The sequence below is a fragment of the Streptomyces sp. NPDC042002 genome (assembly GCF_055588305.1).
In genome coordinates this window covers 97,310-124,006 of the sequence record NZ_JBVJCT010000012.1, presented here as the reverse complement: position 1 = coordinate 124,006, position 26,697 = coordinate 97,310, and the positions used below count along the sequence as shown (strand labels likewise).

At 71.8% G+C, this 26,697-nt stretch carries 21 protein-coding genes; 7 read left to right on the top strand and 14 right to left on the bottom strand.

The genetic code is table 11. From position 1 onward, the window contains the following. Positions 1 to 164: 164 nt before the first annotated feature. The 3 genes from ACZ6KY_RS19855 to ACZ6KY_RS19845 all read left to right on the top strand — a co-directional run bounded on the left by ACZ6KY_RS19855 (position 165) and on the right by ACZ6KY_RS19845 (position 5,133). Positions 165 to 1,376 carry a flavin-containing monooxygenase gene (locus tag ACZ6KY_RS19855; RefSeq protein ID WP_469311574.1) on the top strand — a complete coding sequence of 404 codons (1,212 nt, stop codon included), beginning with the start codon at positions 165 to 167 and terminating at the stop codon, positions 1,374 to 1,376. Positions 1,377 to 1,694: 318 nt separating this feature from the next. Continuing rightward, positions 1,695 to 3,920, top strand: a complete 2,226-nt coding sequence (locus ACZ6KY_RS19850; RefSeq protein ID WP_469311573.1) for an acetate--CoA ligase family protein — start codon at positions 1,695 to 1,697, stop codon at positions 3,918 to 3,920. A 361-nt stretch (positions 3,921 to 4,281) separates the two neighbouring features. Next, positions 4,282 to 5,133, top strand: coding sequence for an enoyl-CoA hydratase/isomerase family protein (locus ACZ6KY_RS19845; protein WP_469311572.1), 852 nt, complete (start codon positions 4,282 to 4,284; stop codon positions 5,131 to 5,133). Positions 5,134 to 5,326: 193 nt separating this feature from the next. Here the strand turns inward: ACZ6KY_RS19845 and ACZ6KY_RS19840 are convergent, their stop codons facing one another. Beyond that, positions 5,327 to 6,241 (bottom strand): hypothetical protein, encoded by a 915-nt coding sequence (locus ACZ6KY_RS19840; RefSeq protein WP_469311571.1) that lies wholly within the window; start codon positions 6,239 to 6,241, stop codon positions 5,327 to 5,329. A 246-nt stretch (positions 6,242 to 6,487) separates the two neighbouring features. Here ACZ6KY_RS19840 and ACZ6KY_RS19835 point away from each other — a divergent pair, with 246 nt between their 5' ends. Further along, complete coding sequence (locus ACZ6KY_RS19835) at positions 6,488 to 7,111, top strand: flavin reductase family protein (protein ID WP_469311570.1); 624 nt, start codon at positions 6,488 to 6,490, stop codon at positions 7,109 to 7,111. A gap of 124 nt (positions 7,112 to 7,235) precedes the next feature. On the opposite strand, the gene ACZ6KY_RS19830 is transcribed toward ACZ6KY_RS19835, so the two are convergent. Next, positions 7,236 to 8,570 carry an MFS transporter gene (locus ACZ6KY_RS19830; protein WP_469311569.1) on the bottom strand — a complete coding sequence of 445 codons (1,335 nt, stop codon included), beginning with the start codon at positions 8,568 to 8,570 and terminating at the stop codon, positions 7,236 to 7,238. Between the two features lie 71 nt (positions 8,571 to 8,641). On the opposite strand from ACZ6KY_RS19830, the gene ACZ6KY_RS19825 reads away from it, so the two are divergent. Continuing rightward, complete coding sequence (locus ACZ6KY_RS19825; RefSeq protein WP_469311568.1) at positions 8,642 to 9,697, top strand: GlxA family transcriptional regulator; 1,056 nt, start codon at positions 8,642 to 8,644, stop codon at positions 9,695 to 9,697. Positions 9,698 to 9,732: 35 nt separating this feature from the next. Here ACZ6KY_RS19825 and ACZ6KY_RS19820 read toward each other — a convergent pair whose 3' ends face one another. The 6 genes from ACZ6KY_RS19820 to ACZ6KY_RS19795 all read right to left on the bottom strand — a co-directional run bounded on the left by ACZ6KY_RS19820 (position 9,733) and on the right by ACZ6KY_RS19795 (position 17,718). Beyond that, positions 9,733 to 11,487 (bottom strand): ArnT family glycosyltransferase, encoded by a 1,755-nt coding sequence (locus tag ACZ6KY_RS19820; protein ID WP_469311567.1) that lies wholly within the window; start codon positions 11,485 to 11,487, stop codon positions 9,733 to 9,735. Further along, positions 11,484 to 12,500, bottom strand: coding sequence for a glycoside hydrolase family 26 protein (locus ACZ6KY_RS19815; protein WP_469311566.1), 1,017 nt, complete (start codon positions 12,498 to 12,500; stop codon positions 11,484 to 11,486). The genes ACZ6KY_RS19820 and ACZ6KY_RS19815 overlap by 4 nt, the downstream gene beginning before the upstream one ends. After that, positions 12,497 to 14,092 (bottom strand): glycosyltransferase family 2 protein, encoded by a 1,596-nt coding sequence (locus tag ACZ6KY_RS19810; protein WP_469311565.1) that lies wholly within the window; start codon positions 14,090 to 14,092, stop codon positions 12,497 to 12,499. Before ACZ6KY_RS19810 ends, ACZ6KY_RS19815 begins: the two co-directional genes overlap by 4 nt. A gap of 326 nt (positions 14,093 to 14,418) precedes the next feature. Next, positions 14,419 to 15,468, bottom strand: coding sequence for a Zn-dependent alcohol dehydrogenase (locus tag ACZ6KY_RS19805; RefSeq protein ID WP_469311564.1), 1,050 nt, complete (start codon positions 15,466 to 15,468; stop codon positions 14,419 to 14,421). Between the two features lie 139 nt (positions 15,469 to 15,607). Then, positions 15,608 to 16,774, bottom strand: coding sequence for an acyl-CoA dehydrogenase family protein (locus tag ACZ6KY_RS19800; RefSeq protein ID WP_469311563.1), 1,167 nt, complete (start codon positions 16,772 to 16,774; stop codon positions 15,608 to 15,610). Positions 16,775 to 16,806: 32 nt separating this feature from the next. Then, entirely contained in the window at positions 16,807 to 17,718 is a 912-nt protein-coding gene (locus ACZ6KY_RS19795) for an SDR family oxidoreductase (protein WP_469311562.1), read from the bottom strand. A gap of 96 nt (positions 17,719 to 17,814) precedes the next feature. Between ACZ6KY_RS19795 and ACZ6KY_RS19790 the strand changes: the two genes are divergently transcribed. Next, entirely contained in the window at positions 17,815 to 18,750 is a 936-nt protein-coding gene (locus ACZ6KY_RS19790) for a cyclase family protein (RefSeq protein WP_469311561.1), read from the top strand. Between the two features lie 642 nt (positions 18,751 to 19,392). On the opposite strand, the gene ACZ6KY_RS19785 is transcribed toward ACZ6KY_RS19790, so the two are convergent. The 4 genes from ACZ6KY_RS19785 to ACZ6KY_RS19770 all read right to left on the bottom strand — a co-directional run bounded on the left by ACZ6KY_RS19785 (position 19,393) and on the right by ACZ6KY_RS19770 (position 23,740). Next, positions 19,393 to 19,854 carry an ATP-binding protein gene (locus ACZ6KY_RS19785; RefSeq protein ID WP_469311560.1) on the bottom strand — a complete coding sequence of 154 codons (462 nt, stop codon included), beginning with the start codon at positions 19,852 to 19,854 and terminating at the stop codon, positions 19,393 to 19,395. 479 nt (positions 19,855 to 20,333) lie between these two features. Beyond that, positions 20,334 to 21,389: an acyl-CoA dehydrogenase family protein gene (locus ACZ6KY_RS19780; protein WP_469311559.1), complete on the bottom strand. Its 1,056-nt coding sequence runs from the start codon at positions 21,387 to 21,389 to the stop codon at positions 20,334 to 20,336. Positions 21,390 to 21,398: 9 nt separating this feature from the next. Beyond that, a complete protein-coding gene (locus ACZ6KY_RS19775) occupies positions 21,399 to 22,553 on the bottom strand; it encodes an acyl-CoA dehydrogenase (RefSeq protein WP_469311558.1) in 1,155 nt (384 codons plus the stop codon). After that, on the bottom strand, positions 22,553 to 23,740 hold the full coding sequence (locus ACZ6KY_RS19770; protein ID WP_469311557.1) for an amidohydrolase family protein: 1,188 nt from the start codon (positions 23,738 to 23,740) through the stop codon (positions 22,553 to 22,555). The genes ACZ6KY_RS19775 and ACZ6KY_RS19770 overlap by 1 nt, the downstream gene beginning before the upstream one ends. Positions 23,741 to 23,933: 193 nt before the next feature. On the opposite strand from ACZ6KY_RS19770, the gene ACZ6KY_RS19765 reads away from it, so the two are divergent. After that, a complete protein-coding gene (locus tag ACZ6KY_RS19765) occupies positions 23,934 to 25,466 on the top strand; it encodes a class I adenylate-forming enzyme family protein (RefSeq protein ID WP_469311556.1) in 1,533 nt (510 codons plus the stop codon). Between the two features lie 23 nt (positions 25,467 to 25,489). Here ACZ6KY_RS19765 and ACZ6KY_RS19760 read toward each other — a convergent pair whose 3' ends face one another. Together ACZ6KY_RS19760 and ACZ6KY_RS19755 are read right to left on the bottom strand one after the other, a co-directional pair. Continuing rightward, the gene (locus tag ACZ6KY_RS19760; protein ID WP_469311555.1) at positions 25,490 to 26,002 is read right to left on the bottom strand and encodes an EF-hand domain-containing protein; all 513 of its coding nucleotides are present in this window, start codon (positions 26,000 to 26,002) and stop codon (positions 25,490 to 25,492) included. Between the two features lie 230 nt (positions 26,003 to 26,232). Continuing rightward, entirely contained in the window at positions 26,233 to 26,592 is a 360-nt protein-coding gene (locus ACZ6KY_RS19755; protein WP_469311681.1) for an STAS domain-containing protein, read from the bottom strand. Positions 26,593 to 26,697 lie beyond the last annotated feature (105 nt).

Here is a 26,697-nt window from a genome sequence, read left to right as displayed (position 1 = left end):
CCCGCGCCCACCTGCGGCGACAACGCGCTTTTCGCGCACCTTCACCACACTGAAGTGATCTACGCCACCAGCCGCACGCACCCCTCCCACAGTCGTGACCAGTTCGCAACCGATTCCGGTCTTGACCGAGACCTATCAAGCAAAGTCGTGATTACGCTCGCGCTATGGCCGACTCGACTGCTTCCACGACCCCCCGCACGGTGCCGTCCCACGAGGACCGCCCCGTGTATGTGATCGGGGGCGGCCCCGGGGGGCTCGCGGCGGCGTACGCGCTGCGCGCCCAGGGCGTACGAGCTGTCGTGCTCGAGAAGGCGGACCAGGTCGGGGCGTCCTGGCGGGGCCACTACGACCGGCTGCACCTGCACACCACCCGGCGGCTGTCCGCGCTGCCCGGACTGTCGATGCCGCGTTCGTTCGGGCGGTGGGTGTCGCGCGACGACGTGGTGCGCTATCTGGAGAAGTACGCCGAGCACCACGAGCTGGAGATCGTCACGGGCGTCGAGGTCTCGCGCGTCGAGCCCGCCCCGGGCGGCGACGGCTGGCTGCTGCACGCCACCGGCGGCCGTGAGCTGACCGGCAGCGCGGTGGTCGTCGCGACCGGCTACAACCACACCCCGCGCGTCCCCGACTGGGCCGGCCGCGACGCCTACACCGGCACGCTGCTGCACGCCGGCGAGTACCGCAACCCCGCCCCCTACGCGGGCCGTGACGTCCTCGTCGTCGGCGTCGGCAACACGGGCGCCGAGATCGCCGTGGACCTGGTCGAGGGCGGCGCCTCCCGCGTACGGCTGTCCGTGCGCACCGCGCCGCACATCGTGCGCCGCTCGACGGCCGGCTGGGCCGCGCAGTTCACGGGCATCCTCGTACGGCGGCTGCCGGTGCGGCTCGTGGACAGGCTGGCCGGGCCGATGGCGAGGCTGAGCGTGCCCGACCTGGCGGCGCAGGGTCTGCCCCGCCCCGGCACCGGGCTCTACTCCCGCGTCAACGAGGGCTCCATCCCCGTCCAGGACGTCGGCCTCATCGACGCCGTCCGCAAGGGGAAGGTCGAGATCGTGGCCGCGGTGGAGGGGTTCGAGGACGACAAGGCCGTCCTCGCCGACGGGAGCCGGATCGACCCCGACGTGGTGATCGCCGCGACGGGATACCTGCGAGCCCTGGAAGGCATGGTCGGACACCTCGACGTGCTCGACGGCCGCGGGCACCCTGTCGTGCACGGCGGACGCACCCCGAAGAACGCGCCCGGCCTGTACTTCACCGGCTTCACCAACCCCATCAGCGGCATGTTCCGCGAACTCGCCCTCGACGCCGAGAAGATCGCGAAGGCAGTGGCCCGGCACATCTCCAAGACCGAGGCCACACCCCCCACCACGAGCTGACCCCACCGCCCGGCCGACGCACCCACTGCCCACCGGCACACCCGACGACGACGCCCAGGCGTGCCCTTTTCGGCACGCCCATCCCGGCATGCCCGCGACGGACGGTCACGTCGACCGTGCGCCGTCGGGTTCCCCGGCGGCGCGTGGCGGGTACGTAGCAGGAGCCCGCCCCGCGTCCGCGCACGCCCGGCGGCCCGACGCCCTCCCGTTTCCCCTCCGCAGCCTTTGCCTGCACAACGGTTCCTGACACGGCGTCAGTTAAGTAATCTGACACTGCGTCAGTTAACAGTTGGCTGTCACACAGGAGCGGGCGGACCGATGCTTGGATCAACCCACGGCACCCTCACCACCGACTCCCGCCGGGCCCGGGTCATCGCCTGCGGCGAGCAGCCCTCGCCGGTCGTGCACGGACGGCCGGCCGAGGTCGACGACCTGGACGTCAGCGGTCGCCCGCTGTACGCCACCGTGCCGGATCTGGACCGCTTCTTCCGTCCCGAGTCCGTGGCCGTGATCGGCGCCTCGGACGCCGAGGGGCGGCCGAACACCGGGATCACCCGGCAGCTGATCGGCTGGGCAGAGCGGGTCGGCGCCCGGCTCCACCCGGTGCACCCCACCCGTCGGTCCGTCTTCGGCCTGCCGTGCCTCCCTTCCGTGGCGGACCTGCCGGAGCAGGTGGATCTGGCGGTGCTCCTCGTCGGCGACCCCCTTCCGGTGATCGGGGAACTGGCCGAGGCCAAGGTGAAGTTCGCGGTCGCCTTCGCGTCCGGGTTCGCCGAGACCGGGGCCGAGGGCGCCGCCGCGCAGACCCGGCTCGCCACCGCCGTGCGCGGCTCCGGTCTGCGACTGCTCGGTCCCAACACCAACCTCAACGCCTTCGAGAACTTCCGCGACGACCTCGACGGTCCCGCGGTCGCCCTCATCACCCAGTCCGGCCACCAGGGGCGGCCCGTCTTCGCGATGCAGCAACTGGGCGTCCGCCTCTCCCACTGGGCACCCACCGGCAACGAGGCCGATCTGGAGACCGCCGACTTCATCTCCTACTTCTCCGAACGGCCCGAGGTCGGCGCCATCGCCTGCTACGTCGAGGGGCTCAAGGACGGCCGCTCCTTCCTGCTCGCCGCCGACCGCGCCGCCCGCCGCGGAGTGCCCGTCGTCGCGGTCAAGGTCGGCCGCACCGAGACCGGCGCCCGCACCGCCGCATCGCACACCGGCAAGCTGACCGGCGCCGACACCGTGGTGGACGCGGCGATGCGGCAGTACGGGGTGATCCGCGTCGACGGACTCGACGAACTCCAGGACACCGCTGCCCTGTTGGCGCGGGCCCGCGCGCCGCGGGCCGACGGGGTCGTCGTCTATTCGATCTCGGGCGGCACGGGCGCGCACTTCGCGGACCTGGCGAGCGCGGCGGGGCTGGACCTCCCGGTCCTCTCGGAGACCAAACAGGCCGAACTGCACACCTGGATACCCGGCTACCTGAACGTCGCCAACCCGGTCGACAACGGCGGTCACCCCGTCGGCGACTGGCGCGGCCGGAAGATCATCGACGCGATCCTCGCCGACCCCGCCGTCGGCGTGCTGATCTGCCCGATCACCGGGCCCTTCCCGCCCATGAGCGACAAACTGGCGCAGGACCTGGTGGACGCGGCGGAACAGACGGACAAGCTGGTGTGCGTGGTGTGGGGGTCGCCGGTCGGCACGGAGGCGGCCTACCGCGAGACACTGCTCGGGTCGTCCCGGGTCGCCACCTTCCGTACGTTCGCCAACTGCATCACCGCCGTCCGCGCCCACCTCGAGCACGCGCGGTTCACCGCCGCCTACCGCTCTCCCTTCGACGAGGCCCCGCGCACCCCCTCGCCCTCCTTCCGCAAGGCACAGGCCCTGATGCGCCCTGGTCAGCAGCTGAGCGAACACGCGGCCAAGCAGCTGCTGCGCGCGTACGGGATCCGCGTACCGCGCGAGCAGTTGGTGACCAGCGCGGCGGCGGCCGTGCGGGCGGCGAGCCAGGTCGGCTACCCGGTCGTCATGAAGGCCTCCGGCGCCCAGATCGCCCACAAGACCGAACTCGGCCTGGTCAAGATCGGGTTGACCTCGGCCAGCCAGGTCCGCGACGCCTATCGCGAGCTGACCGACATCGCCCGCTACGAGGGCATCTCCCTCGACGGCGTCCTCGTGTGCCAGATGGTCGAGCGGGGCGTCGAGATGGTCGTCGGCGTCACGCACGACCAGCTCTTCGGACCGACCGTGACCGTCGGGCTCGGCGGGGTCCTCGTCGAGGTGCTGCGCGACGCCGCCGTACGCGTGCCGCCGTTCGGCGACGACCAGGCGCGGGCCATGCTGTCCGAGCTGCGGGGACGGGCGCTCCTCGACGGGGTGCGCGGGGCTCCGCCGGTGGACGTGGACGCGCTGGTCGAGGTCGTGATCCGGGTCCAGCGCATGGCGCTCGAACTCGGGGACGAGATCTCGGAGCTGGACATCAATCCGCTGATGGTGCTGCCGCGCGGGCAGGGGGCGGTGGCCCTGGACGCACTGGTGATGTGCCGCTGAGCCGACGCAGCCGCGCGCTCGGACACCCACTCCGGTTCCCGGGTGACGGCCGGAACCGACTCCGGGACTGGGACCGCCTCCGGCTCCGGCTCCGGCTCCGGGGCGATGGCCGGGATCAAGACCGGACCCGGGACCAGGACCGCCTCCGACACCCACTCCGGCTCCAGGGCGACGGCCGGGACCAGCTCCGGGACCGGAACCAGACCGGGGACCGGCTCCGGCTCCGGGACGGTCGCGCGCACCGGCCCGTCGACGCGTGCCGGCCCGCCAGTACGCACCGGCCCTCCTGCACGCGCCGACCAGGCCGTGCGCACGGCCTGGCAGACCTGCCCGCAATCCCCGTACGAAACGGAGCACCCCCATGACCGACTCCCCCCGTGCGTCCCGTGAAGCTCCCGAATCTCATGAATCAGCCGAAAAGTCCCTCGACTCATTGATACGGCACGCCACTGACAACGCGGTCTCGTGGATCACCCTCGACCGCCCCGAGGCGATGAACGCGCTCACCTGGGACCAGCGGGAGCGCGTGATCGAGCTGCTCGCGGCGGCGTCCGCCGACCCCGGTGTGCGGGCCGTGGTCATCACGGCGACCGGCCGCGGGTTCTGCGCGGGAGCGGATCTGCGGGGCGGTCCGCCCGCCGGGGAGCGGGTGGCCGGCGACGTCGCCCGCACCATCCGGCTGGGCGCGCAGCGCCTGATCGCCGCCGTCCTCGACTGCGAGAAACCGGTGATCGCGGCGGTCAACGGTACGGCGGCCGGGATCGGCGCGCATCTCGCCTTCGCCTGCGATCTCGTCCTGGCGGCCGAACCGGCCCGGTTCATCGAGGTGTTCGTGCGGCGCGGTCTCGTACCGGACGGCGGCGGAGCCTATCTGCTGACCCGGCTCGTCGGTCCGCAACGGGCCAAGGAGCTGATGTTCCTCGGCGACGCGCTGAGCGCCGCGGACGCCGAGCGGATCGGGCTCGTCAACAGGGTCGTACCGCCGGAGGAGTTGGAGAAGACGGCGCGTGAGTGGTCCGAGCGGCTGGCCGCCGGGCCGACCCGCGCCCTCGCCCTCACCAAACAGCTGGTCAACGCCTCTCTCGACACCGACCGCGGCACCGCCTTCGCGGCGGAGGCGGCGGCGCAGGAGATCAACATGACGACGGTGGACGCCACCGAGGGCGTGGCGAGCTTCGTGGAACGACGGAGCCCCCGTTACGAGGGCCGCTGAGCGGACGCGGCCGGGCAGCGCCGTACCGGCCCCGCACGAAGGGAACGCCTAGCCGCACGAAGGGCGACCTGGCCTGCGGGAAGGCAAGGCGGGCCGGCCCCTGGCGAACCGACCTGCACCCGCGCCCGCACGGGAGAGGCCCGGCGCGCGGAAAGCGGGGGTAGCCCGCGCGGAAGCAGCCGGGGCTGCCTGTTCAACCCTGCTTCAGTATGCGCAGGTCGCCCGAGTCGGGGTCGCCGAAGAGGACGAAGAGTTCCGGGTGGGTTTCGGTGCCGCCGATGGTCCAGTACGTGTCGTGGCCGCAGTCGCCGACGCGGACGACGACCCCGTCCCGCCGCTCGGACGTGGACCCGTCGGCGTCGGGGTCGTAACGGCCGGCGGTGTCGAGGAACCACGTGCCGGTGCCGTCGCAGCGCGTGAACTCCTTGGTGTCCACATCCTCGAACTCGGGCTGGGCGGGCAACGCCGTGAGCTCGGCCCGGCCGTCGGCGCGCAGCCGCAGCACGGCCCCGTGATCGCCGCGCCAGACGCCGGTCAGCCGGTCGGCACCGAGCTTCGGCGGCTCGTACTCCTGGATGAGTCCCGTGGCCAGCCCCACCGTCCCCGCCACCACGACGAGTACGCACACCCCCAGGGCCGCGAGCGTCGAGCGGAGCCAGACGCGCCGGCCGTCCGACGGGCGTCCGGTGACGCGCTCGCGCCACCGCGTCCGGGCGACACCCAGCGCGGGCGGGACACCGGACACGGCGATCAGCAGGGCCGTGGCACCGGTGGGCGCGAGACCGAGGAGTACGACCGCGAGCGCGGCCCAGAACGTGCCGATGACCAGCACGAGCGCCAGGTGCCAGGCGCCCTCGGGGCCGGGCGCGCGCCGGGTCACCAGCCGGGCGAGCGTGGCCGCCGGCATCGTGAACGTCACCGCGTGCAGCAGTCCCAGGACAGCGAGCAGGGGCGGACCGAAGACGAGCAGGCACAGCAGCCCGACGGCGGCGAATCCGCCGCCCGGCCCCGCGCCGTAGCCGTCGTCGTCGAACGTACCGACCCACCAGACGGTGACGGCGACCGCCGACTGCGCCGCGCAGATCGCCGCGGCGAGGTTCACCTCCACACCGGTCCATGTCGACCGGGGGCGCGTGGGCCTCCCGGAGTTTCCCGACCCCATGGGGCGAAAGATACGCGGGCGAAACACGATTCGCTGCGGGGGGGGTTCCCGCCCAGCCGCACCGGCGGCCCTCACCCCGTCCGCTTCGGCAGCCCTCGCGCGACCGCCGCCCCCGGCCTGTCGCACTGGCACGCTCCCGGTCTCGCGGACCCCTTCCTATCTGACATGCCGTCAGCTTCAATGGAAGGCGTGATGGGACACGCAGGGATGGCCGCCGCCGCCGTCCGCTACCTCAGGTCGGCCGGGGCCCCCACCGTCGCGGGGCCCGTCGAGGCGTTGCCGCGCCCGGATCTGCGCGCGGTCGGCGAGGACGAGCGGGCGCCGGTCGATCCGGCCCGGTTCCGGCAGGTGATGGGGCACTTCGCGACCGGCGTGACCGTGGTGACGGCACCGGCCACCGGCGCCGCGGACCCGGCGGGCCCGGCCGGCTTCGCCTGCCAGTCGTTCGCCTCGCTCTCCCTCGACCCTCCGCTGATCTGCTTCATGGTCGGCCGTACGTCGACCACTTGGCCGCGCATCGCCCGCGCCGGGGTCTTCTGCGTCAACGTCCTCGGCGCGCACCAGGGTGACCTGTGCCGTGGCTTCGCGGTGAGCGGCGCGGACAAGTTCGCGGGAGTGGTCCACGACGCCGCTCCGGTCTCCGGCTCCCCTCGTCTCGCGGGCACCGCGGCCTGGATCGACTGCACGATCCACGCGGTGCACACGGGAGGGGACCACCTGATCGTGGTAGGCCGGGTGGACGCGCTGGGCACGAGCGGCGACGGCGACGAGGACGTGCCGCCGCTGCTCTTCCACAAGGGCCGGTTCCTGGCCTGACGGGAGACACGGCCGGTTCCTCCCCTGATCAGGGGAGTCGGGCACCCGGTCAGGGGAGCCGGGCAGACCACCCCCGGCGGCCCCGTCAGGCGGCCCCGTCAGGCGGCCCCGTCAGGCGGCCCCGTCAGGCGACAGCGGGCGACAGCGACCCGGCCGCCGGGACCGTCGGACGGCGGCGGCGGATCACCAGGGCCATCAGCGCGGCCGCCGCGCACAGGGCCCCCGACGCGTACCAGACCACGTCGTACGAGCCGAAGCGGTCGCGGGCGAAGCCGCCGAGGAAGGCTACGAGGGCGGCGCCGACCTGGTGGGAGGCGAGGACCCAGCCGAAGACGATGGCGCTGTCCTCGCCGTACTGCTCACGGCACAGGGCCATGGTGGGCGGGACGGTGGCGACCCAGTCGAGGCCGTAGAAGACGATGAAGAAGATCATCGGCGGGTGCACGGTCGGGGCGAGGAGCATGGGGAGGAACAGCAGCGAGATACCGCGCAGGGCGTAGTACACCGCCAGCAGGCGGCGCGGCTCGAAGCGGTCGGTGAACCAGCCCGAGGCGACCGTGCCGACCACGTCGAAGACGCCGATCACCGCCAGGAGTGAGGCGGCCGCGGTGATGGGCATGCCGTGGTCGTGGGCCGCGGGAACGAAGTGCGTCTGGACCAGACCGTTCGTCGAGGCGCCGCAGATCGCGAAGGTCCCGGCCAGCAGCCAGAAGGGGCCCGTGCGGACGGCGGAGGACAGCACGCCCACCGCGCGCCGGGCGGCGCCCCGCACCGGCTCGGGCTTGGGCACGAACTCCGTTGCCCCGTACGGCATCTGGCCCACGTCGGCCGGGTGGTCGCGCAGCAGCAGCCAGACGAAGGGGACGACCGCGAGGGCGGCGAGGGACACGGTCACCGCGGCCGGACGCCAGCTGTGCTCCGTGACGATCCAGGACAGCAGCGGCAGGAAGATCAGCTGGCCCGAGGCCGAGGCCGCCGTCAGGATGCCCGTCACCAGGCCCTTGCGCGCGGTGAACCAGCGGTTGGTGACCGTCGCCGCGAAGGCGAGCGCCATCGAACCGGAACCCAGACCCACCAACAGGCCCCAGCAGAGCAGCAGTTGCCAGGCCGCCGTCATCCACACGGTCAGTCCGGAGCCGACCGCGATCACGGTCAGGGCGAACGCCACCACACGCCGGATGCCGAAGCGGTCCATGAGCGCCGCCGCGAACGGCGCCGTGAGTCCGTACAGCGCGAGGTTGAGCGAGACCGCCGCGCCGATCGTGCCGCGCGACCAGTGGAACTCCTGGTGCAGCGGGTCGATCAGCAGTCCGGGCAACGACCGGAAGGCCGCCGCGCCGATGATCGTCACGAAGGTGACGGCGGCGACGAACCACGCGCGGTGGATGCCGTGGGAGGCGACGGGGCGGGTGGGCCGGGAGTCCTCCGGGGCCGGAGCGGCTTCGGTTGTCTGGGTCACGCCATTGAGCTTCGGCGAACGGACCCCACCGAACCACTGGCCCGAAGGACAGCGTTCGTTAGGATCGGGCCATGGCCACTTCGGGTACGTTCCGTCCGCACCGCGTCGTCGTCCTCGCCCTCGACGGGCTGCTCCCCTTCGAACTGGGCATCCCGCAGCGCATCTTCGGCAAGTCGCGCGACACCGAAGGGCGGTCGCTGTACGAGGTCGTCACCTGCTCGGTCAGGCCGCCCGGCCCTGTGGAGACGGACGCCGACTTCGCCGTCCTCGTCGCCAACGGGCCCGAGGCGCTGGCCACCGCAGACACCGTCGTCGTCCCCGCCTCGTACGAACTGGGGCCCGTCCAGCAGGACGGCATCCTGACCCCCGAGCTGGTCGCCGCCCTCGCGCACATCCGCCCCGGCACCCGCCTGGTCTCCATCTGCACCGGCAGCTACGTCCTCGCCGCCGCCGGGTATCTCGACGGCCGCCCGGCCACCACGCACTGGATGCACGCCGAGCACTTCCAGCGGCTCTTCCCGCAGATCCAGGTCGACGCGGACGTGCTCTTCGTCGACGACGGCGACGTCCTCACCTCCGCCGGGGTCGCGGCCGGGATCGACCTGTGCCTGCATCTCGTACGACGCGATCACGGCGCCGCCGTCGCCAACGAGGTGGCCCGCCGCACCGTCGTACCGCCGCACCGCGACGGCGGCCAGGCGCAGTACATCCAGCGCCCGGTGCCGGAGGCCCAGTCGGCCGGCACGACCGCGGCCCGCGCCTGGGCGCTCGGCCGCCTCCACGAGCCGATCCAGCTGCGTGACATGGCCGAGCAGGAGTCCATGTCGGTGCGCACCTTCACCCGGCGCTTCCGCGAGGAGGTCGGGGTCAGTCCCGGCCAGTGGCTCACCCGGCAGCGCGTCGAACACGCCCGCCATCTCCTGGAGTCCAGCGACCTGTCCGTCGACCACGTGGCCCGCGACGCCGGCTTCGGCACGGCCCAGTCGATGCGCCAGCACCTGCAGGCGATCCTCGGCGTCACCCCCACCACCTACCGGCGCACCTTCAGGTCCGGCACCGGTGGCGAGGCAGCCGGCGGGACCGGCGGGACCGAAGAGGCCGACACCGGGTCGACGCCGGCGCGGTGAACACCTTCTGGGCCCGCGGGGCCCGAACCGCCCGCTCAGGACGCTCGCTGCCGGACCCAGATCTCGAAGTGGCCTCCGCCCGTCGAGGTCCGGTACGGCAGCGCGCCGAGCAGACGGTAGCGGCCGGTCAGCCGCATCTCCTGGCGGACCGCCTGCTCAGCGGGCGGCAGGCCGGCCGAGTAGTCCAGCACCACGCCGTCGAAGAAGCCCGCGTCGATCGCCGCCCGGTAGCCGGGAAGGCCGGTCAGATGACGGCCGTCGGGCCTGGCGTAGTCGATGTAGAAGAAGGACTGCCAGTCCCGGTAGGACGTCAGGTGCTGGCGGCCGAGGTAGTAGACCGGTCCCTCCTTCGGGTCGCCCAGCCAGTGCTGCCCCGGCCGCACGGTGTAGGCGAGCTGCGGAATCAGATAGCGGGTGTCCGGCCAACTGCCGTAGTACTCGGCGGACTGGCTCATTCCCAGGGTCAGTGCCACCACGCCGATGGCGATCGCCCACTGCGGGAACTTGAAGTGCGCGCCCATCAGCCGGGTCACCCCGACGCCTGCCATCGGCGCGGCGAAGAAGAGGCCGAAGCCGATGTGCTTCTGCAGCGATGTCTCGGTGTGCAGGTGGATCTGGTACGCGGGCGCGAGCAGCGCCGTCCCGGTCAGCAGCACCCCGACGCAGGTCCGCCAACGGCGCCCGGGCACGGCCTGGTGCCACCCCGGCACCTCGCTCAGCCGTGCCGTGCGCGCGTACAGCACGGAGCCGACCGTGGCGACCGCCACCAGCAGCCCGGCCCAGCGGCCGGTGTCCTGGAGGATCTGCCAGGCCGGTGTGGTCCCGTGCGCGCGGGCCGTGGTGGTGCTCTGGATGGCGCTGAGGTAGCCGGTCGCGAGAAGTCCTCCGGCCAGCGTGGCGGCGGTCGTGACCGCGAGGAGGACACCGCGCAGCACCGCCCGGCGCATCCCGTGGTGACGATAGGCGGCGAGCACCAGCAGCACCGTGAGCGTGGGCAGGAACAGCGCCGACGCGTACTTGACGGCGACCGCCAGCGCGACGACCAGGCCGACCGGCGCCACGAGCGTCCAGTGCCGAGGTGCTACCACCATCAGCAGCCAGGCGCCGACGGCGAGCAGACAGAGGGCCATCGCGTCGTAGGTGGCGAAGTGGCCGAGGAAGAGTGTCGGCATCGATATGGCGAAGAGCAGGGCCGCGCAGAGCCCGGCCCGCTCGTTGAACAAGCGCCGGGTCACGCCGTACAGACAGCAGGTCGCGGTGATCATGAAGACCAGGCTGAGGGCGCGCACCCCGGCCAGGCCGAAGACCGAGTCGACGGCGGCGGCCAGCACCGGGTACAGGGTCGGCGCCCCGGAGAAGTAGCCGCCGAAGCCGCCGTAGTCGAGTCGACCGTGGAAGAGGTGCCCGATCTCCACATGCCCGGCGTAGACGTAGAGCGCCTCGTCCTCGAAGGCCGTGTTGGTCAGCCGCAGCGAGAGCACGGACTGAAGTACCAGGACCACCAGCAGCAGCCCCAGGCTGATCAGCCGGCGCCGCCGGCCGGCCTCGGCGGCCCAGCCCATCTCGGCGACCGGCGGCAGGGTCCAGCCGGGCAGCGGCGGCTCGACGAAGGCGTAGCCGAGATCGGGCTCGGAAAGGACCGGCGGCAGCCTGCGCAACGGCATGGTGCGCGCGTTCAGCGGTTCGGGCTCGAAGACGCCGAACGGCGGCTCCGCGTAGCGCTGGGCCCAGACAGGCTCGCCTCGCTCGCCGAGCCAGTCGACAGGGCCGTGCCGCTCGGTATCGCTCATCGCAGGCCCGCCAGGGTGAGGTTGTACCGGTGGTTCCGGGCGCCCGCGCGGAACGCGGCGAGCGCGGCGGGGCTGCTGTCGACCCGCCAGTCGGTCTCCTTGTCGAGGTCGAACCAGATGAAGCCCACTACGTCGGGCCGCTGGGCCACGGTGCTCAGCAGCTCGGTGATCTGCGCGGGTTTGCGCGGACCGGGCTGGCTCCCCGTCTCCGCCAGCAGGAAGGGCCGCTTGGTGAAGGAACGAATCTGCTCGAAGGTGGGCCCGAACAGCTCGCGGAAGTCCTGCGCCCCGGTCAGCGCGTAGTAGCCGACGACGCCGACCCAGTCCACGTAGCCGTCGCCCGGGTAGTAGGGCTTCAGCCGCACCTGGGGCATGGGGTTGACGATGTTCGGGCTCCAGACCCAGATCACCGTGGAGACACCCTGGTCCTGGAAGACGTCATGGACGTGCCGCCAGGCCCGGACGAAGTCGCGGGCATTGGACCGCCGGGTGCCCCACGGGTACCAGTTGCCGTTCATCTCATGACCGAGGCTGATCGCGACCGGGATGTTCAGGGCGCGCAGGGTCTGCGCGGTCCGGGTGATGTACGCGTCCTGACTGCCGTCGGCGATCTGCGCGAACGTCGCCCGGTAGGGCTCCCAGGCGATATACGGGAGTTGGCTGTTGTGCCAGACCGCGAGCGTCTGGTCGGCCTGGAGCTCGCTGCCCCAGCCGAGGTAGTACTCCAGGAGCGTGGGTGTGCGCCCCACCTGGCCGGCGTACCGCCGGACCGGACCGAGGTCCTTGGGGACCCCGTCGAAGGTGGCGCCGAAGAACTTCGCGGCCGGGTGCAGCAGCCGCTCGATGTCGTAGGGCTGGACGGGCACGTAGGTGCTCGCGCCGCCGGCCAGGGACTGCGCCGACTGCGCGCCGTCGCCGCCCGCACCGATCGGGGCGGGCCCGGTCGAGACGCAGCCCGCCAGCAGCACCACGGCCAGCAGCGCCACGAGGGCGGATATCCGAGGGTGGTTCATGCCTCTGTCTCCCGGGGCTGGATCAGGACTCGGCCCACAGCGACGGCGTAGAAGAGACCCGAGGCGAGCATCAGCGCGTAGTTCGCCGGGTGCGCGCCGCTCATCCGCCACACCGCGAAGGCCGGCCAGAGCACCGCCGTGGGCGCGCTCCACAACCACATGCCGCACCAGAAGCGGCGGGTCTTGTTCTTCCGCGCCCCGCTCGACCCGGTCGGCTGCCAGCCCATCGGGCGGCGCCGCACCACGTCCCAGATCGCGAAGACGTGGGCCCAGCCGTACATCACCCGCGTCGCCCAGGCTTCGAGCCGGTACGGGTTGAGATGCCACAGCGGGTAGACCACCGTCAGGTAGAGCACGCTGGGCAGCACCATCCACATGTTGGTGGCCTGGAGCTGGTCCGGGTAGTGGATCAGCAGCGTCAGCGCGATGAGCGGCGCGGTGAAGTTGAGCAGCGCGGTCTCGATGTAGTAGATGAAGCCCGACATGTAGCAGAGCCGGCTCGCGAAGCGCATCCGCACCCGCCAGAAGTCGTCCAGGCTGCCCAGCATGCTCATCGAGGCCATGCACCAGCGGTACTGCTGGTTGTAGTAGGCGCCCACGGTGTCCGGGCAGACGCCGGTGGAGAGCGCGAGCGGCACGTAGCGCAGGTCCCAGCCCCGGGCCCTCAGGTCGAAGCCGGTGTGCATGTCCTCGGAGTGCTCGATCAGGCTGGTGCCGCCGATCTCCTCCAGCGCCGAGCGCCGGTAGACGGCGCAGGATCCCACGCAGATCGAGCCGTCGCTGCGCTGCCGCGAGACCTGGACCGAGCGGTAGAACAGCTCCTGCACCGCTCCCGCGCCGCGCTCGATCCAGTTCTGCTGGTCGAGGACCCGAAAGTACTGGGGCGACTGCACGATGGCGCAGCGCGGATCGGCGTTGAGGTACGGCAGGATCTCGTGCAGCAGGTCGGTGCGCGGGGCGAAGTCCGCGTCGAGAATCAGGATCGCCTCGCCGGAGGAGTTCTCGAAGCCGTGGCGCAGGTTCCCGGCCTTCTTGAACCAGCCCCGGTTCGGCCGCACCAGGTACCGGAAGCCGAAGTCGCCCGCCATCGCGCGGGCCTCGTCGCTGGCCCCGTCGTCGAGCACCAGAACCTCCACCCGGCCCGGGTAACCGTCGGCCAGGGCCCGGACGTGGATCCAGGTGTTGTGCAGCACTTCCAGGGGCTCACCGCAGACCGGCAGGAAGACGTCCACGCTCGGGTGGTGCTCCGGCTGCCAGCCGCGTACCAGGCGGCGGTGCCTCTTGAGATTGAAGCTGGGTGCGAAGGCCTCCAGCCGCAGCGAGATCAGGAAGCCGACGCAGGCGAGCAGCAGGGTGGGTCCGAAGATCCAGATCCAGGCGCTGTGCCGACCCGTGTCCAGCTGGCTCAGCAGCACGCAGACGAAGGCGACGAAGGAACTCGACGTCAGCACCCAGGTGTGGCGTTTGACGTAGCTGTACTTCTCCCGGTCGTCAGGGGGCGTGGGCAGCAGTCCCTTGGGTGCGGCGGGACGACCACCCTTGTGCGCACGACGCTGCCCGCCGCCTCTGACCGCGGTCGGGTAGCCGGTCACAGGCAACGCCCCTCTCAGAGTCTGTGGAGATTTGGTGAAGCGCATGCTAAAGGACGGACGTTCCGCTAGGGAACATGGGTCGCCTGTTGGACAGCGGCATCCCTGGGGCAGAGCCCGCCCGCCGCCGCACCCGCTCAGCGGGCCGGCCGCGCACTCCACCCGCGACCGGGCGACGTCAATGTGCCGACCGGCGCACGGGTGACGACACGCCCGGCCGGACCTTCGGATCGAGCACCACTGTCCGTGGACCGGCGTTCATCGCGGCGGGCTCACCGGAGCGCGGCCGGTGACTGGACCTGCCGTGATTCCGGGACGGCGCTGGAGCGCTAGAACGTCAGTACCGCCCTCGCGACCTTCCCCGCGTGCGCGTCGTCGGCCGCCCTCTCGAAGTCCTCGACCGGGTACGTGGCCGTCACCAACTCGTCCAGCAGCAACCGGCCTTCGCGGTACAGCTCGGCGTACAGGGCGATGTCCCGCTGGGGGCGGGACGAGCCGTAGCGGCAGCCGAGGATGGACTTGTCGAGGTACATCGAGGAGACGAGGAAGGACGCCTCGGCCGTGGCCGGGGGAACGCCGAGCAGGATCGCCTGGCCGTGCCGGTCGAGCGAGTCGATCGCCTGGCGGATCAGCTCGACGCGTCCGACGCATTCGAAGGCGTGCTGGGCGCCGGTGGGGAGGATGTCCTTCACCCCGTCGGCCGAGGTGAGGAAGTGCGTCGCGCCGAACTGGCGGGCCACGGCCTCCTTGGCCGGATTGGAGTCGACGGCGACGATCCGCAGGGCGCCCGCGAGCCGCGCGCCCTGGATGACGTTCAGGCCGATGCCGCCCGTACCGATGACGAGGACGGTGTCGCCACGGTCGACCCGGGCCCGGTTCAGGACCGCTCCGACGCCCGTGAGGACGCCGCAGCCGATCAGCGCGGCGGACGTCAGCGGGATGTCCTTCGGGATCCGGACCGCCTGCACCGCCTTCACGACCGTGTGTTCCGCGAAGGCCGAGTTGGAGGCGAACTGGTAGAGCGGCTCCCCGGACCGCGTGAACGGCCGCCGTGGCATGCCGATCGCCTTGCGGCACATCGTGGGCCGCCCCCGGTCGCACTCGGCGCAGGTCCCGCAGCTCGCGAGGGTGGACAGCGCCACGTGGTCGCCGGGCTCGACATGGGTGACACCCGCGCCCACGGCCTCCACCACGCCCGCACCCTCATGGCCGAGCACCACGGGGACGGGGAAGGGTATGGTCCCGTCCACCACGGAGAGATCGCTGTGACAGAGTCCCGCCGCGGAGATCGCCACCCGGACCTCTCCGGGTCCTGGGTCCCGTACCTCCAGATCGTCCACGACCTGGGTCCGCTTCCCGTCGAAGATCACGCCTCGCATCGCGCCAGCTCCCCTCTTCCCGGGCCACCCCGGGCAGTTCCTGGGCCGTACCGGACAGTTCCTTGGCCGTACCGGGCTGTGCCTGAGCACTGTCGGGCCGTTCTGGGACGTTCCTGGGCCGTACCGGGGAGGGCCGCGGTCAGCCCCGTGGTTCCTTCGGCAGGCCGAGCGCGCGCTCGGCGATGATCGTGCGCTGGATCTCGTCCGAGCCGCCGTAGATCGTGTCGGCCCGGCTGAAGAGGAACAGGTGCTGGGCGGCGTCGAGTTCGTACGGCAGCGCGGGCGACCAGTCCGCCGGGCCCACCGCCGCGCCGGCCCCCCGCACCCGCATCGCCAGCTCACCGAGCCGCCGATGCCAGCCGCCCCACAGCAACTTCGCCACACTCGGCGCCGCGACCTCCCCGGGGCTTCCCGAACTGCCCAGTGTGCGCAGGGCGTTCCAGCGCATCGTGCGCAACTCGGCCCACAGACGCACGAGCCGGTCGCGTACGACGGGATCCTCGGCCGCTCCCGTCTCGACGGCCGTCCGCAGTACGCGCCCCAACTCCTCGGCGAAGCCGATCTGCTGGGCGAGCGTGGAGACCCCGCGCTCGAATCCGAGCAGGCTCATGGCGACCCGCCAGCCGTTCCCCTCGCCGCCGACCACATGCTCGGCCCGCGCCACCGCCCCGTCGAAGAACACCTCGTTGAACTCGCTCGTGCCGGTCAGCTGGCGGATCGGGCGGACCTCGACGCGGCCCGGCTGGTCCATGGGGACGAGCAGGAAGGAGAGGCCGTGGTGGCGGGTGGACCCCGGTTCCGTACGGGCGAGCACGAAGCACCAGTCCGCCTCGTGGGCGAGCGAGGTCCAGATCTTCTGCCCGGTGACCCGGAACGCCCTGGACGGATCAACTCCGGCTTCCCGTACGGCGGTTGTCCGGATGCCCGCCAGGTCCGAGCCAGCTCCGGGTTCGCTGTACCCCTGGCACCACAGCTCACGGCCCTGGGCGATGGGCGGCAGGAAGCGGCGTTTCTGTTCCGGCGTCCCGTGCGCGATGAGCGTCGGCGCGAGCAGGTTCTCGCCGATGTGCCCGGACCTGGGCGGCGCCTTCGAGCGGGCGTACTCCTCGGCCCACACGACCTGCCGGGTCAGGTCCGCGCGCCGGTTGCCGTAGCCGTCCTCGTCCCAGCCGAGTCCGATCCAGCCGCCCCGCCCGAGCTCACGCTCCCAGTCGCGGCGCGCGGGCGTGCCGTCCAGGCGCTCCGCCAGCCAGGCCCGCGCCTCGCGCCGGAAGGCCTGGTCCTGCGGACCGAATGCGAAATCCACGCGCTCTCCTCCCACCGGACCCGACACCGAACTCACGCGTTGGGGCGCGTCCTCTCCGCCGCCGCCCGTGCCATCGCCTCCAGTTGTTCCAGCAGCGGCATCGGATCGACGCCCACCGTGCCGGGCAGGAAGTCGGCGATCCTCTCCGGGGTCCAGGCGCCCTCGGCGTATCCGGCGCGCAGTTCGCGGGGCTGGGCCCATACGGCGATCTTGGGTCCGGCGATCGTGTAGACCTGCCCGGTGATGCGTTCCTCGCGGGCCCGGTCCGACAGCAGGTAGACCACGAGGGCGGCCACGTCCTCCGGTTCGCCGATCTCCTTCAGCTCCATGGGGACGTTCGCCGACATGCGGGTACGGGCGACGGGCGCGACCGCGTTCGCGGTGACGCCGTACTTGTGCAGTCCGAGGGCCGCGCTGCGCACCAGCGAGATGATGCCGCCCTTCGCCGCGCTGTAGTTGGCCTGCGCGACCGATCCCTGGTGGTTGCCGCTGGTGAAGCCGATCAGCGTGCCCGAGCCCTGTTCGCGCATCACCGCCGAGGCGGCCCGGAAGAGCGTGAACGTGCCCTTGAGGTGGGTGGCGACCACCGGGTCCCACTCCTGCTCGGACATGTTGAAGAGCATCCGTTCGCGCAGGATGCCGGCCACACAGACCACGCCGTCGATCCGCCCGTACGACGCGAGGGCGGTGTCGACGACGTGCTGGCCGCCCGCCATCGTCGAGATGTCGTCGGCCACCGCGACCGCCTCCCCGCCGGCCGCCTCGATCTCCTTGACGACGGTGTCGGCGACCGAACTGGTGGGCTCGGCGCCCTCGACGGACACGCCGTAGTCGTTGACGACGACGCGTGCGCCCTCGGCCGCCGCGGCGAGGGCGACCGCCCGGCCTATCCCCCGTCCCGCGCCCGTGACGGCGATGACCTTGCCCGCCAAGAAGTTCCCCACGCCCGGCCCCTTCCCGCAGTTTCTGACGGTCCGTTAGATTCAACTCGGATTCTACGACCCGTCAGATACCTGGAGACAAGCCCCCGGGGAGGACTCATGTCGCAGCCGACGCTCCATCCGGAGTTCCACGAGATCGCCGAGCGGGTGAACAACTGGGGGCGCTGGGGGGCCGACGACGAGATCGGGACGCTGAACCTCGTCACCGACGAGGTGGTGCGGGAGGCCGCCGCGACCGTACGGACCGGGCGCCGCGTGCCGCTCGCCCTCCCGCTCCAACAGGACGGCGTGCAGACCGGGATGATCCCGGGGCGGGTCAATCCGCTGCACGCGATGGTGCAGATCAACCAGGAGATCTTCGGCCCCGGGACGGTGGCGTGCAGCGACGACGCCGTGACCATGGGCCTCCAGGCGGGCACCCACTGGGACGCGCTGACCCATGTCTCGCACTCCGGCAAGCTCTACAACGGACGCCCGGCCTCCACCGTCACCCCGCACGGCGGTGCCGAGTTCGGCGGGATCGACAAACCGCGGCACATCGTCTCGCGCGGCGTGCTGCTCGACGTGGCACGGGCTCGCGGCGAGCACCGGCTGACCGGCGGGCACGCGGTGACCCCCGAGGACCTGGAGGCGGCGGAGGAGCTGGCGGGCACGCGGGTACGGGCGGGCGACATCGTGCTCGTACGGACGGGGCAGATCCAGGTGTACCTGGCGGGCGACAAGCACGGGTACGGGTATCCGTCGCCGGGCCTGTCGGTGCGTACCCCGGAGTGGTTCCACGCGCGCGATGTCGCGGCGGTCGCCAACGACACCCTGACCTTCGAGATCTTCCCGCCCGAGATCGAGGACCTGTGGCTGCCCGTCCACGCGCTCGATCTGGTCGAAATGGGGATGTTGCAGGGCCAGAACTGGAATCTCGAAGAGTTGTCCACAGCCTGTGGACAAGAAAACCGGTACGCGTTCCTGCTGTCGGCGATGCCGGAACCCTTCGTCGGCGGCACCGGCACACCCGTGGCACCCGTGGCGATCCTCTAGGGGGTTCGTCCAGGGGCCCGCTCCTCCGAGGGCCGGACGGCGGCACGCTTCCCCCCACTCTCGACTGCGCCCGACCGGGAGGTCCCCCACCTCACCGCGGGCACGGCACCGCGCGCCGCCATCCGCCTCCGGCGTACCCGCCCCACCCCCTGGCCGCGGGGGAGCCGACGCCGAATCACGACCCACACTCGCCGAGGGCCCCCGTCACCGGAACCCTCGCCGTCCCCTCGCGGCGAATCGCTGAACACAAGCGTGATCAAACGGACACGCCACGTCAACACCCGTCCGGGGATTCATGGCACTTCGCCCTATTTGAGACAGCGCGTACGGAAGCACGACACGGCGCATTCGGCCACCACCGCGGCCGTGTACAGAGGTTTCGTGCATACATGCACAAAACCGCGCACCCGTCGTCCGCGGCCTGTCACGCGGACCGGGAGACCGGGGCGAACCGCGCGGCCGGAAACTCGAACGCGTCGCACGGGCGGAATCACGTCAGCGGCCGGATGGGACCGCCTCGCACCGCACGGTCACGGGAGAGGCGGCATCACCTCGGCGACCGGACCAGACCCGACGGTCTCGCGCGGCAGCACGACAGACGCGGCAGGCGCGGTGCGCGCGGAAGTGGCCGCCGGACGGCCACTAGACCGCCTCGTACGCGAAGCCTCCGTAGGCCGGGTACGGGGCATCCTGCGCGGCGCCCGAGGCGCAGCGGTCCACCTCGCACCAGATGCGTTTGCCGGCACCCTCGGGATTCCAGCCCCACCGGTCCGCGAGGCCGTCGACCAGTTCCAGGCCGCGGCCGTTGGTCTCGTCGCCCTCGGCGTGGCGGGGGATCGGCGGCCGGGCGCTGGAGTCGGCCACTTCGAGGCGCACGGTGGCGGCCCCGGCACCGCCCGGCAGACACAGGCGCAGCACGGCCGGACACCCGGTGTGCACCACGGCGTTGGTGACAAGCTCGGAGACGAGCAGGATCAGCGTCTCGGCGAGTGGTTCATCGGCTTCTATCCCGGACCCCGCGAGCCGTGAACGGGCCCACTGCCGGGCTCGCCCCACCTCTGCGGGGTCGGGCCGGATCTCCAGCTGCACTTGAAGCACCTGCACCGCTCACACCATCCGAACCGGCGGACACATCGCCTCGCGCCTCACAAGGGCCACGATCGTAGCCATTTTCTGCATGGCCAGAACAAGGATCACGGAACGTGATTCCCTTGCGAGACAGCATGGTTGACGTACAGTCACCCCAACAAGCGCTTCGGGCATATTCCAGCGCGAAGGAGTACGCGTGCGGCATACTGTGCGACGCTCGCCACGGGGAGTCGAACAGGCAGGTGCGGGGGTCCGCCCTGCCGTACGAGCGGCGCGCATCGCCGGGTTCGGCGCGGCCTCGAGGGCAACACCGGGATGGCTCAGCCTCAGAACCACTCGCATCCCACACAAGGTACCGGAGCCCGGCGCCGACTCCAGGCCGTGACAAGTCACGCCTAGGACACAACCCGGTCTCAACGCTCCGTGATTCCGTTCTGCCACGATCCGTGACATCCGCCCGCGTTCCTCCCGTGGCGTCCCGGGACAGCGGCCCTCTACGGCGTCCCGGCCGTCAAGTCGTCCGCCAGTTCCTCCTCGCTCCGTGCGGCGCCACCGGCACGACAGGTGCGTATCCACGCCCTCTTCAGGTGCAGGTGGACGTCGGACTCCCAGGTGAAGCCCATGCCGCCATACACCTGAAGGCAGTCGCGGGCGCCGCGCACGGCGGCCTCGTCGGCGAGCAGCCTGGCCGCCGCGATGTCCACCGGGTCGGCGGTGACCGAGGCGGCGTAGACGGCGGCGCGGGCCACCTCGACCCGTACGAGCATGTCAGCGCACAGATGCTGCACCGCCTGGAAGGCCCCGACCGGCTGCCCGAACTGCTCCCGCGTCCGGGCGTGTTGCACGGCCGTCCCGCAGGTCCGGGCGGCACTGCCGAGCTGCTCGGCGGCGGTGAGGAGTGACACGAGACGCGCGTCCCCGGCCTGCGAAGGCGCGGAACCGCCGAGCGCATCCGGCGCCGGGGAGCCACCGAGCCCGTACGGCACGAGCGGACCGCCGGGCCCGCCCGGTGTCCAGGGACCCCGGGGTGTGCCGCTCGCGGGCCGCGCGGCGCTGCCCGCGGGCAGCCGGTGCAGCGGGGTCAGCGGGTCAACGGAGGCCAGCGGTTCGGCGCCGGAGGCGTTCCCGTGGACGACGTCGGCCTCGTCCAGCCATTCCACGAGCCCGCCGTCGACGGACGTCACGACCACCTCCCCGGTGGCCGCCCCCGCGACGGCGCCCGCGGCGAGATGCGTGGCGATCAGCGGGCCGGGCAGCAACACCCTCCCCGCCTCCTCGAAGGCCAGCACGGCCTCCGGGAGGCCCTGTCCGACACCGCCCTCGGCCTCGGGCAGGCACAGCGCGAAGAACCCCGCCGCACCGAGCTCGCGCCACAGGTCCCGGTCGAGGACACGGGCGCCGTCCTCCGTGTGCTTCCCGTCCGCCGTCCCGCCCTTCCCGTCCGCCCGGTCGACGGCCGCGCGCAGCGCCTCCCGCCCGAACCGGCCCTCCAGCAGTTCCCTGATCCCGTGCCGCAAAGCCCGTTGATCGTCCGTGAGCCGGAAGTCCATTTTCCGGACTCACCTCCCCTTGGGAAGGCCGAGGATCCGCTCGGCCACGATGTTCCGCTGGATCTGCGAGGTGCCGGCCGCGATGGTGTACGACAGGGACGACAGCCGGTCCAGGGTCCATTCCCGTCCCAGGTCCAGGGCCTCGGGGCCGAGGACCTCGGCGGCGGCGTCGAACAGCTCCTGGCGGGCGTGCGAGTAGCTCAGTTTGAAAACCGAACCGCCTACTCCGGGCACTCCCCCGGTTCCCTGTGCCTCGCTGACGTTCCACTGGGTGAGCCGCCACAGCGCACGGAACTCGGCGTTCAGCCGGCCGAGGCGGCGGCGCAGCACGGCGTCGTCCCAGCGGCCGTTCTTCCGCGCCTCGCGGGCGACCTCGGCCAGGACGCGTCGGCAGGCGACCACTTCGCCCACGAAGGCGGTGCCGCGCTCGTAGGACAGCGTCACCATGGTCACGCGCCAGCCGTCGTTCTCGGCGCCGACGCGGTTGGCGGCCGGGACCCGCACCTCGTCGAGGAAGACCTCGGCGAACTCGGTGGAGCCCGCGAGCGTCCGCAGCGGCCGGACGGTGATCCCGGGCGCGTCCATGGGCATCGCGAGCCAGGTGATGCCCCGGTGCTTGCGGGCTCCGGGGTCCGTGCGCACCAGCAGTTCGCACCAGTCGGCGACCTCGGCGTGGGAGGTCCAGATCTTGGACCCGCTCACCACGTAGTCGTCGCCGTCCCGCCACGCGCGCGTGCGCAGCGCCGCGAGGTCCGAGCCGGCGTCCGGCTCGCTGAAGCCCTGGCACCAGACCTCCTCGCCGCGCAGCACGGGCGGCAGCCAGCGCGCCCGCTGCTCCGCGCTCCCCTCGGAGGCGATGGTCGGCCCGGCGTGCAGCAGCCCGACGAAGTTGGCCCCCACGTAGGGGGCGCCCGCCTTCTCCGTCTCCTCCAGGTAGATGAGGTGCTGGGTCGGGGTGGCACCCCGGCCGCCTGCGTCGACGGGCCAGTGCAGGCCCGCGTACCCGGCGTCGTACAGCCTCCGCTGCCAGCCGAGGTCGTACGCCCGTCGCGCGGGCCAGTCGTCAGGGGACGGCTTCGGCGGCAGCGTCGGGAGGACCCCGGCGAGCCACGTCCGCAGGCGCGCGCGGAACTCCTCCTCCTCGGGCGTGCAAGCGAGATCCACTACAGGTCCAGGTCCAGCATGCGGATGGCGTTGCCGCGCATCAGCTTGTGGATCGTCTCGTCGTCGAGGCCCTTCACATGGTCGAGGGCGACCTCCTTGGTGTGCGGGAAGGTCGAGTCGACGTGCGGGTAGTCGGTCTCGAAGGTGGCGTTGTCACGGCCCACGACGTCCAGGGACGCCACGCCGTGCTTGTCGCGGAAGAAGCAGCAGAAGATCTGCCGGTAGTAGTACGTCGACGGGGGCTCCGGGATCAGGTCCCTGACCCCGCCCCAGGCACGGTGCTCCGACCAGACGTCGTCGGCGCGCTCCAGGGCGTACGGGATCCAGCCCATCTGGCCTTCGGAGTAGGCGAGTTTGAGGCGCGGGAACTTCACCAGGACGCCGCTGAACAGGAAGTCCATCATGGAGGCCATCGCGTTGTTGAAGGACAGCGAGGCCTGGACGGCGGGGGGCGCGTCGGGAGAGGCGGCGGGCATCTGGGACGACGAGCCGATGTGCATGTTCACGACCGTCCCCGTCTCCTGGCAGACCGCGAAGAACGGGTCCCAGTGGCCGGAGTGGATGGAGGGCAGCCCGAGGTGGGTGGGGATCTCGGAGAAGGTGACGGCCTTGACGCCCCGGGCGGCGTTGCGGCGGATCTCGGCGACCGCGAGGCCGATGTCCCACAGGGGGATCAGGCACAGCGGGATCAGCCGGCCGCCGCTGTCCCCGCACCACTCCTCGACCATCCAGTCGTTGTACGCCCGCACGCAGGCCAGGGCCACTTCCTTGTCGTGCGCCTCGGCGAAGGTCTGGCCGCAGAAGCGCGGGAAGGTGGGGAAGCAGAGGCTGGCCTCGACATGGTTGAGGTCCATGTCCTTGAGGCGCTCGACGGGGTCCCAGCAGCCGGGCCGCATCTCCGCGCGGGTGATGCCCTCCAGCGTCATCTCGTCGCGGTCGAAGCCGACGGCGGCGATGTTGCGCTTGTACGGGAACTTGAGGTCCTCGTAGATCCACCAGTCGGTCGGCGGACCGTCCGGGTCCATGGTGATCTGGTACTTGCCCGCGACGTAGGCGAGTTCGCCGATCCCGGCGGTGAGCGGCCGCGGACCGCGCTCCCGGTGCTTTCGCGGCAGCCAGGTCTCGAAGAGGTGCGCGGGCTCGATCACATGGTCGTCGACGCTGATGATGCGGGGCAGTTCGGTCATGGTCCCCTCCGCCTGCGTGCGGGTCCGTCCGCGGGTGTCTCCCACGACGTATCTGATGGGTCGTCAGATAGCTGTTCAGAAGCAGGCTAGCTCCGCGCCTATGGACCGACAAGGCGGCGGGCCCTACGCTCTGCGCACGATCTGACTGCCCGTCAGCTTCGGGCGTCGAAGCGCACGACCACCGGGGGTCGAAGTGAACGACACCGCACACGCCCTGAGTTCCGCGCGCACGCTGTGGGAACTGGTCGCCCGCCGCGCCGACCTCACCCCCGACCGGCCCGTCCTGCTCCAGGGCGACCGCTCCCTGAGCTTCGGCGAGCTGCGCGACCGCGCCGAGCGGGTGGCGGCGGGCCTCCACGACAAGGGCGTACGCCCCGGCACGGTGGTCGCCTGGCAGCTGCCCACCCGGATCGAGACCGCCCTGCTGTCCTTCGCGCTGGCCCGGATCGGAGCAGTGCAGTCGCCGGTCATCCCCTTCTACCGCGACCGTGAAGTCGGCTTCGCGCTGCGGGAGTCGAAGGCGGAGTACTTCGCCGTGCCGGGCGAGTGGCGCGGCTTCGACCACACCGCGATGGCGCTCCGACTCGGCGCGAAGAACGTCTTCGAGGCGTACGACACGCTGCCGGACGGCGATCCGGCCGTGCTGCCCGCCCCGCCCGCCGACGGCACCTCCGTCCGCTGGATCTACTGGACCTCGGGCACCACCTCCGACCCCAAGGGCGTTCTCCACACGGACCGTTCACTGATCGCGGGCGGCTCCTGCCTCGCCCACGCGCTGCGGCTGTCCGCCGACGACGTGGGCTCGATGGCCTTCCCGTACGCGCACATCGCCGGGCCCGACTACACGGTGATGCTGCTCCTGTACGGCTTCCCTGCCGTGCTGTTCGAGCACTTCGCGCTGCCCGCCGCCCTGGAGGACTACCGCGGGCACGGCGTGACGGTGGCGGGCGGGTCGACCGCGTTCTACTCGATGTTCCTCGCCGAACAGCGCAAGCGGCCCGGGGAGCCGGTCATCCCCACGCTGCGGCTGCTCGCCGGCGGCGGAGCCCCGAAGCCGCCCGAGGTCTATCACTCCGTCGTCCGGGAGATGGGCGTGCAGCTCACCCACGGGTACGGGATGACCGAGGTCCCGATGATCACGATGGGCTCGCCGGACGACTCGGCGGAGAACCTCGCGACCACGGAGGGCAGGCCCCCGCGAGGCATGGAGATACGGATCGTGGACGCGGCGGGGGCCTCACGGCCGTGCGGTGCCGACGGAGACGTACGGCTCCGGGGTGAGGCCGTGTGCCAGGGGTATCTGAACCCGGCGCAGACGGCGGAGGCGTTCGACGGGGACGGGTTCCTGATCACCGGGGACGTCGGGCATCTGACCGGATCCGGGCACCTCGTTCTCACCGGCCGGGTGAAGGACATCATCATCCGCAAGGGCGAGAACATCTCCGCGAAGGAGATCGAGGACCTGCTGCACCGGCACCCGGCGGTCGGGGACGTCGCCGTGATCGGCCTGCCCGACGCCGAGCGCGGGGAACGCGTCTGCGCGGTGGTCGAACAGCCTCCGGGAGCGGCGGAGTTGACGCTGGCCGCGGTGACGTCGTATCTGCGCGGGGAAGGGCTGTCCGTGCACAAGCTGCCGGAGCGGCTGGAGGTCGTGGACGCCCTTCCGCGCAACGAGGCACTACGGAAGGTGCTCAAGTACCGGCTCAGGGAGCGCTTTTCGGGGTGAGAGCCCGGCGGTCTCGAACCGTTCTACTCCGGGACCGTGAAGTAGCGGGCGAACGCGCTCACGACCTCCGTCTCGCCGATGCGTCCGTCGGCGTCCGCGTCCAGGACGGTGGCCGCGGTGGCGGCGATGTCGTCCCCCACTCCGAGGGCCCTGAGGACGCGTGCGGTCTCGTCGATCGTGGCCGCGCCGTCCCCGTCGGTGTCCGCCACCGCGAGGGCCGCGTGCAGGAAGGGGCGGGCGATCTCGGCGAACCGGTCGGGGTTGTCGCGCAGCCGCTTCACGGCGCCGCTCACGAACTCCTCGCGGGTGATCCGCTGATCACCGTCCCGGTCCGCTATTCCGGCCATGCCCTGCCAGAACGCCTCGGCTCCGATGTAGAGGGCCTGGCCCTTGTCCGACCGGGCCGTCGTACCGAACTCGGCGAGAAGCGCCTTGGTCGCGGCGTTGAAGTCCTCCCGGTCGATGTAGCCGTTGCCGTCCTGGTCGAATCCGGCGAACCGGGCGGCAATCCTGCGCTCGTACTCGGTACTGACCATGGTGTGTCGGACCGCCTCACTGCTCAGCCGGCCTCGGCCGGACTGCGGTTCATCTGGGACGGAGCGTACGACGCCCGGGCCGCCCGGGGAGCCGGAAACGACGGTTGTACCAAGACCGCAAAAATTCTGGAACAACAGCGTGGCGGTGCGTCGCGCAGTGAACAGGGGGCGTCACTCCGGGCGAGGGCGGGGCGAGAGCGGGGCGGGGGCGAGCGCGCCGCCGACCGCGGTCAGGCCGACAGCGGGCGGGACTCCTCGTCGACGGCCGCGTCGACGTCGGGGTACACGTCGAAGAGACGGCGCACGCCGAGGGCCCCGAGCACGCGGTTGACGTGGGAGCCGTCGGCCGCGCCCTGGGCGGGCAGGATCAGTCGCAGACGCCCCCGGCAGGACCGCATGAGGCGGCGGGCGGCGATCAGGACGCCGACACCACTGGAGTCGCAGAACACGACCTCGGAGAGGTCCAGGACGATGCTGTGCCGGCCCGCGGCCACCACGTCGTGCACGCTCTGGCGCAGCGCCGGCGACGTCACGAGGTCGAGCTCGCCCGACACCCGCAGCACGGCCCACTCGTCCTCCTGGCGGCCCACGACGCCCGGACCGCCCGTACTCGTACTCCCTCTCCCCGTGCCGTCCGCGCCGCTCTCGCCGTCGGCCACGTCGGTCACGTGAGTCACCTTGAGCGTCACCGCCAC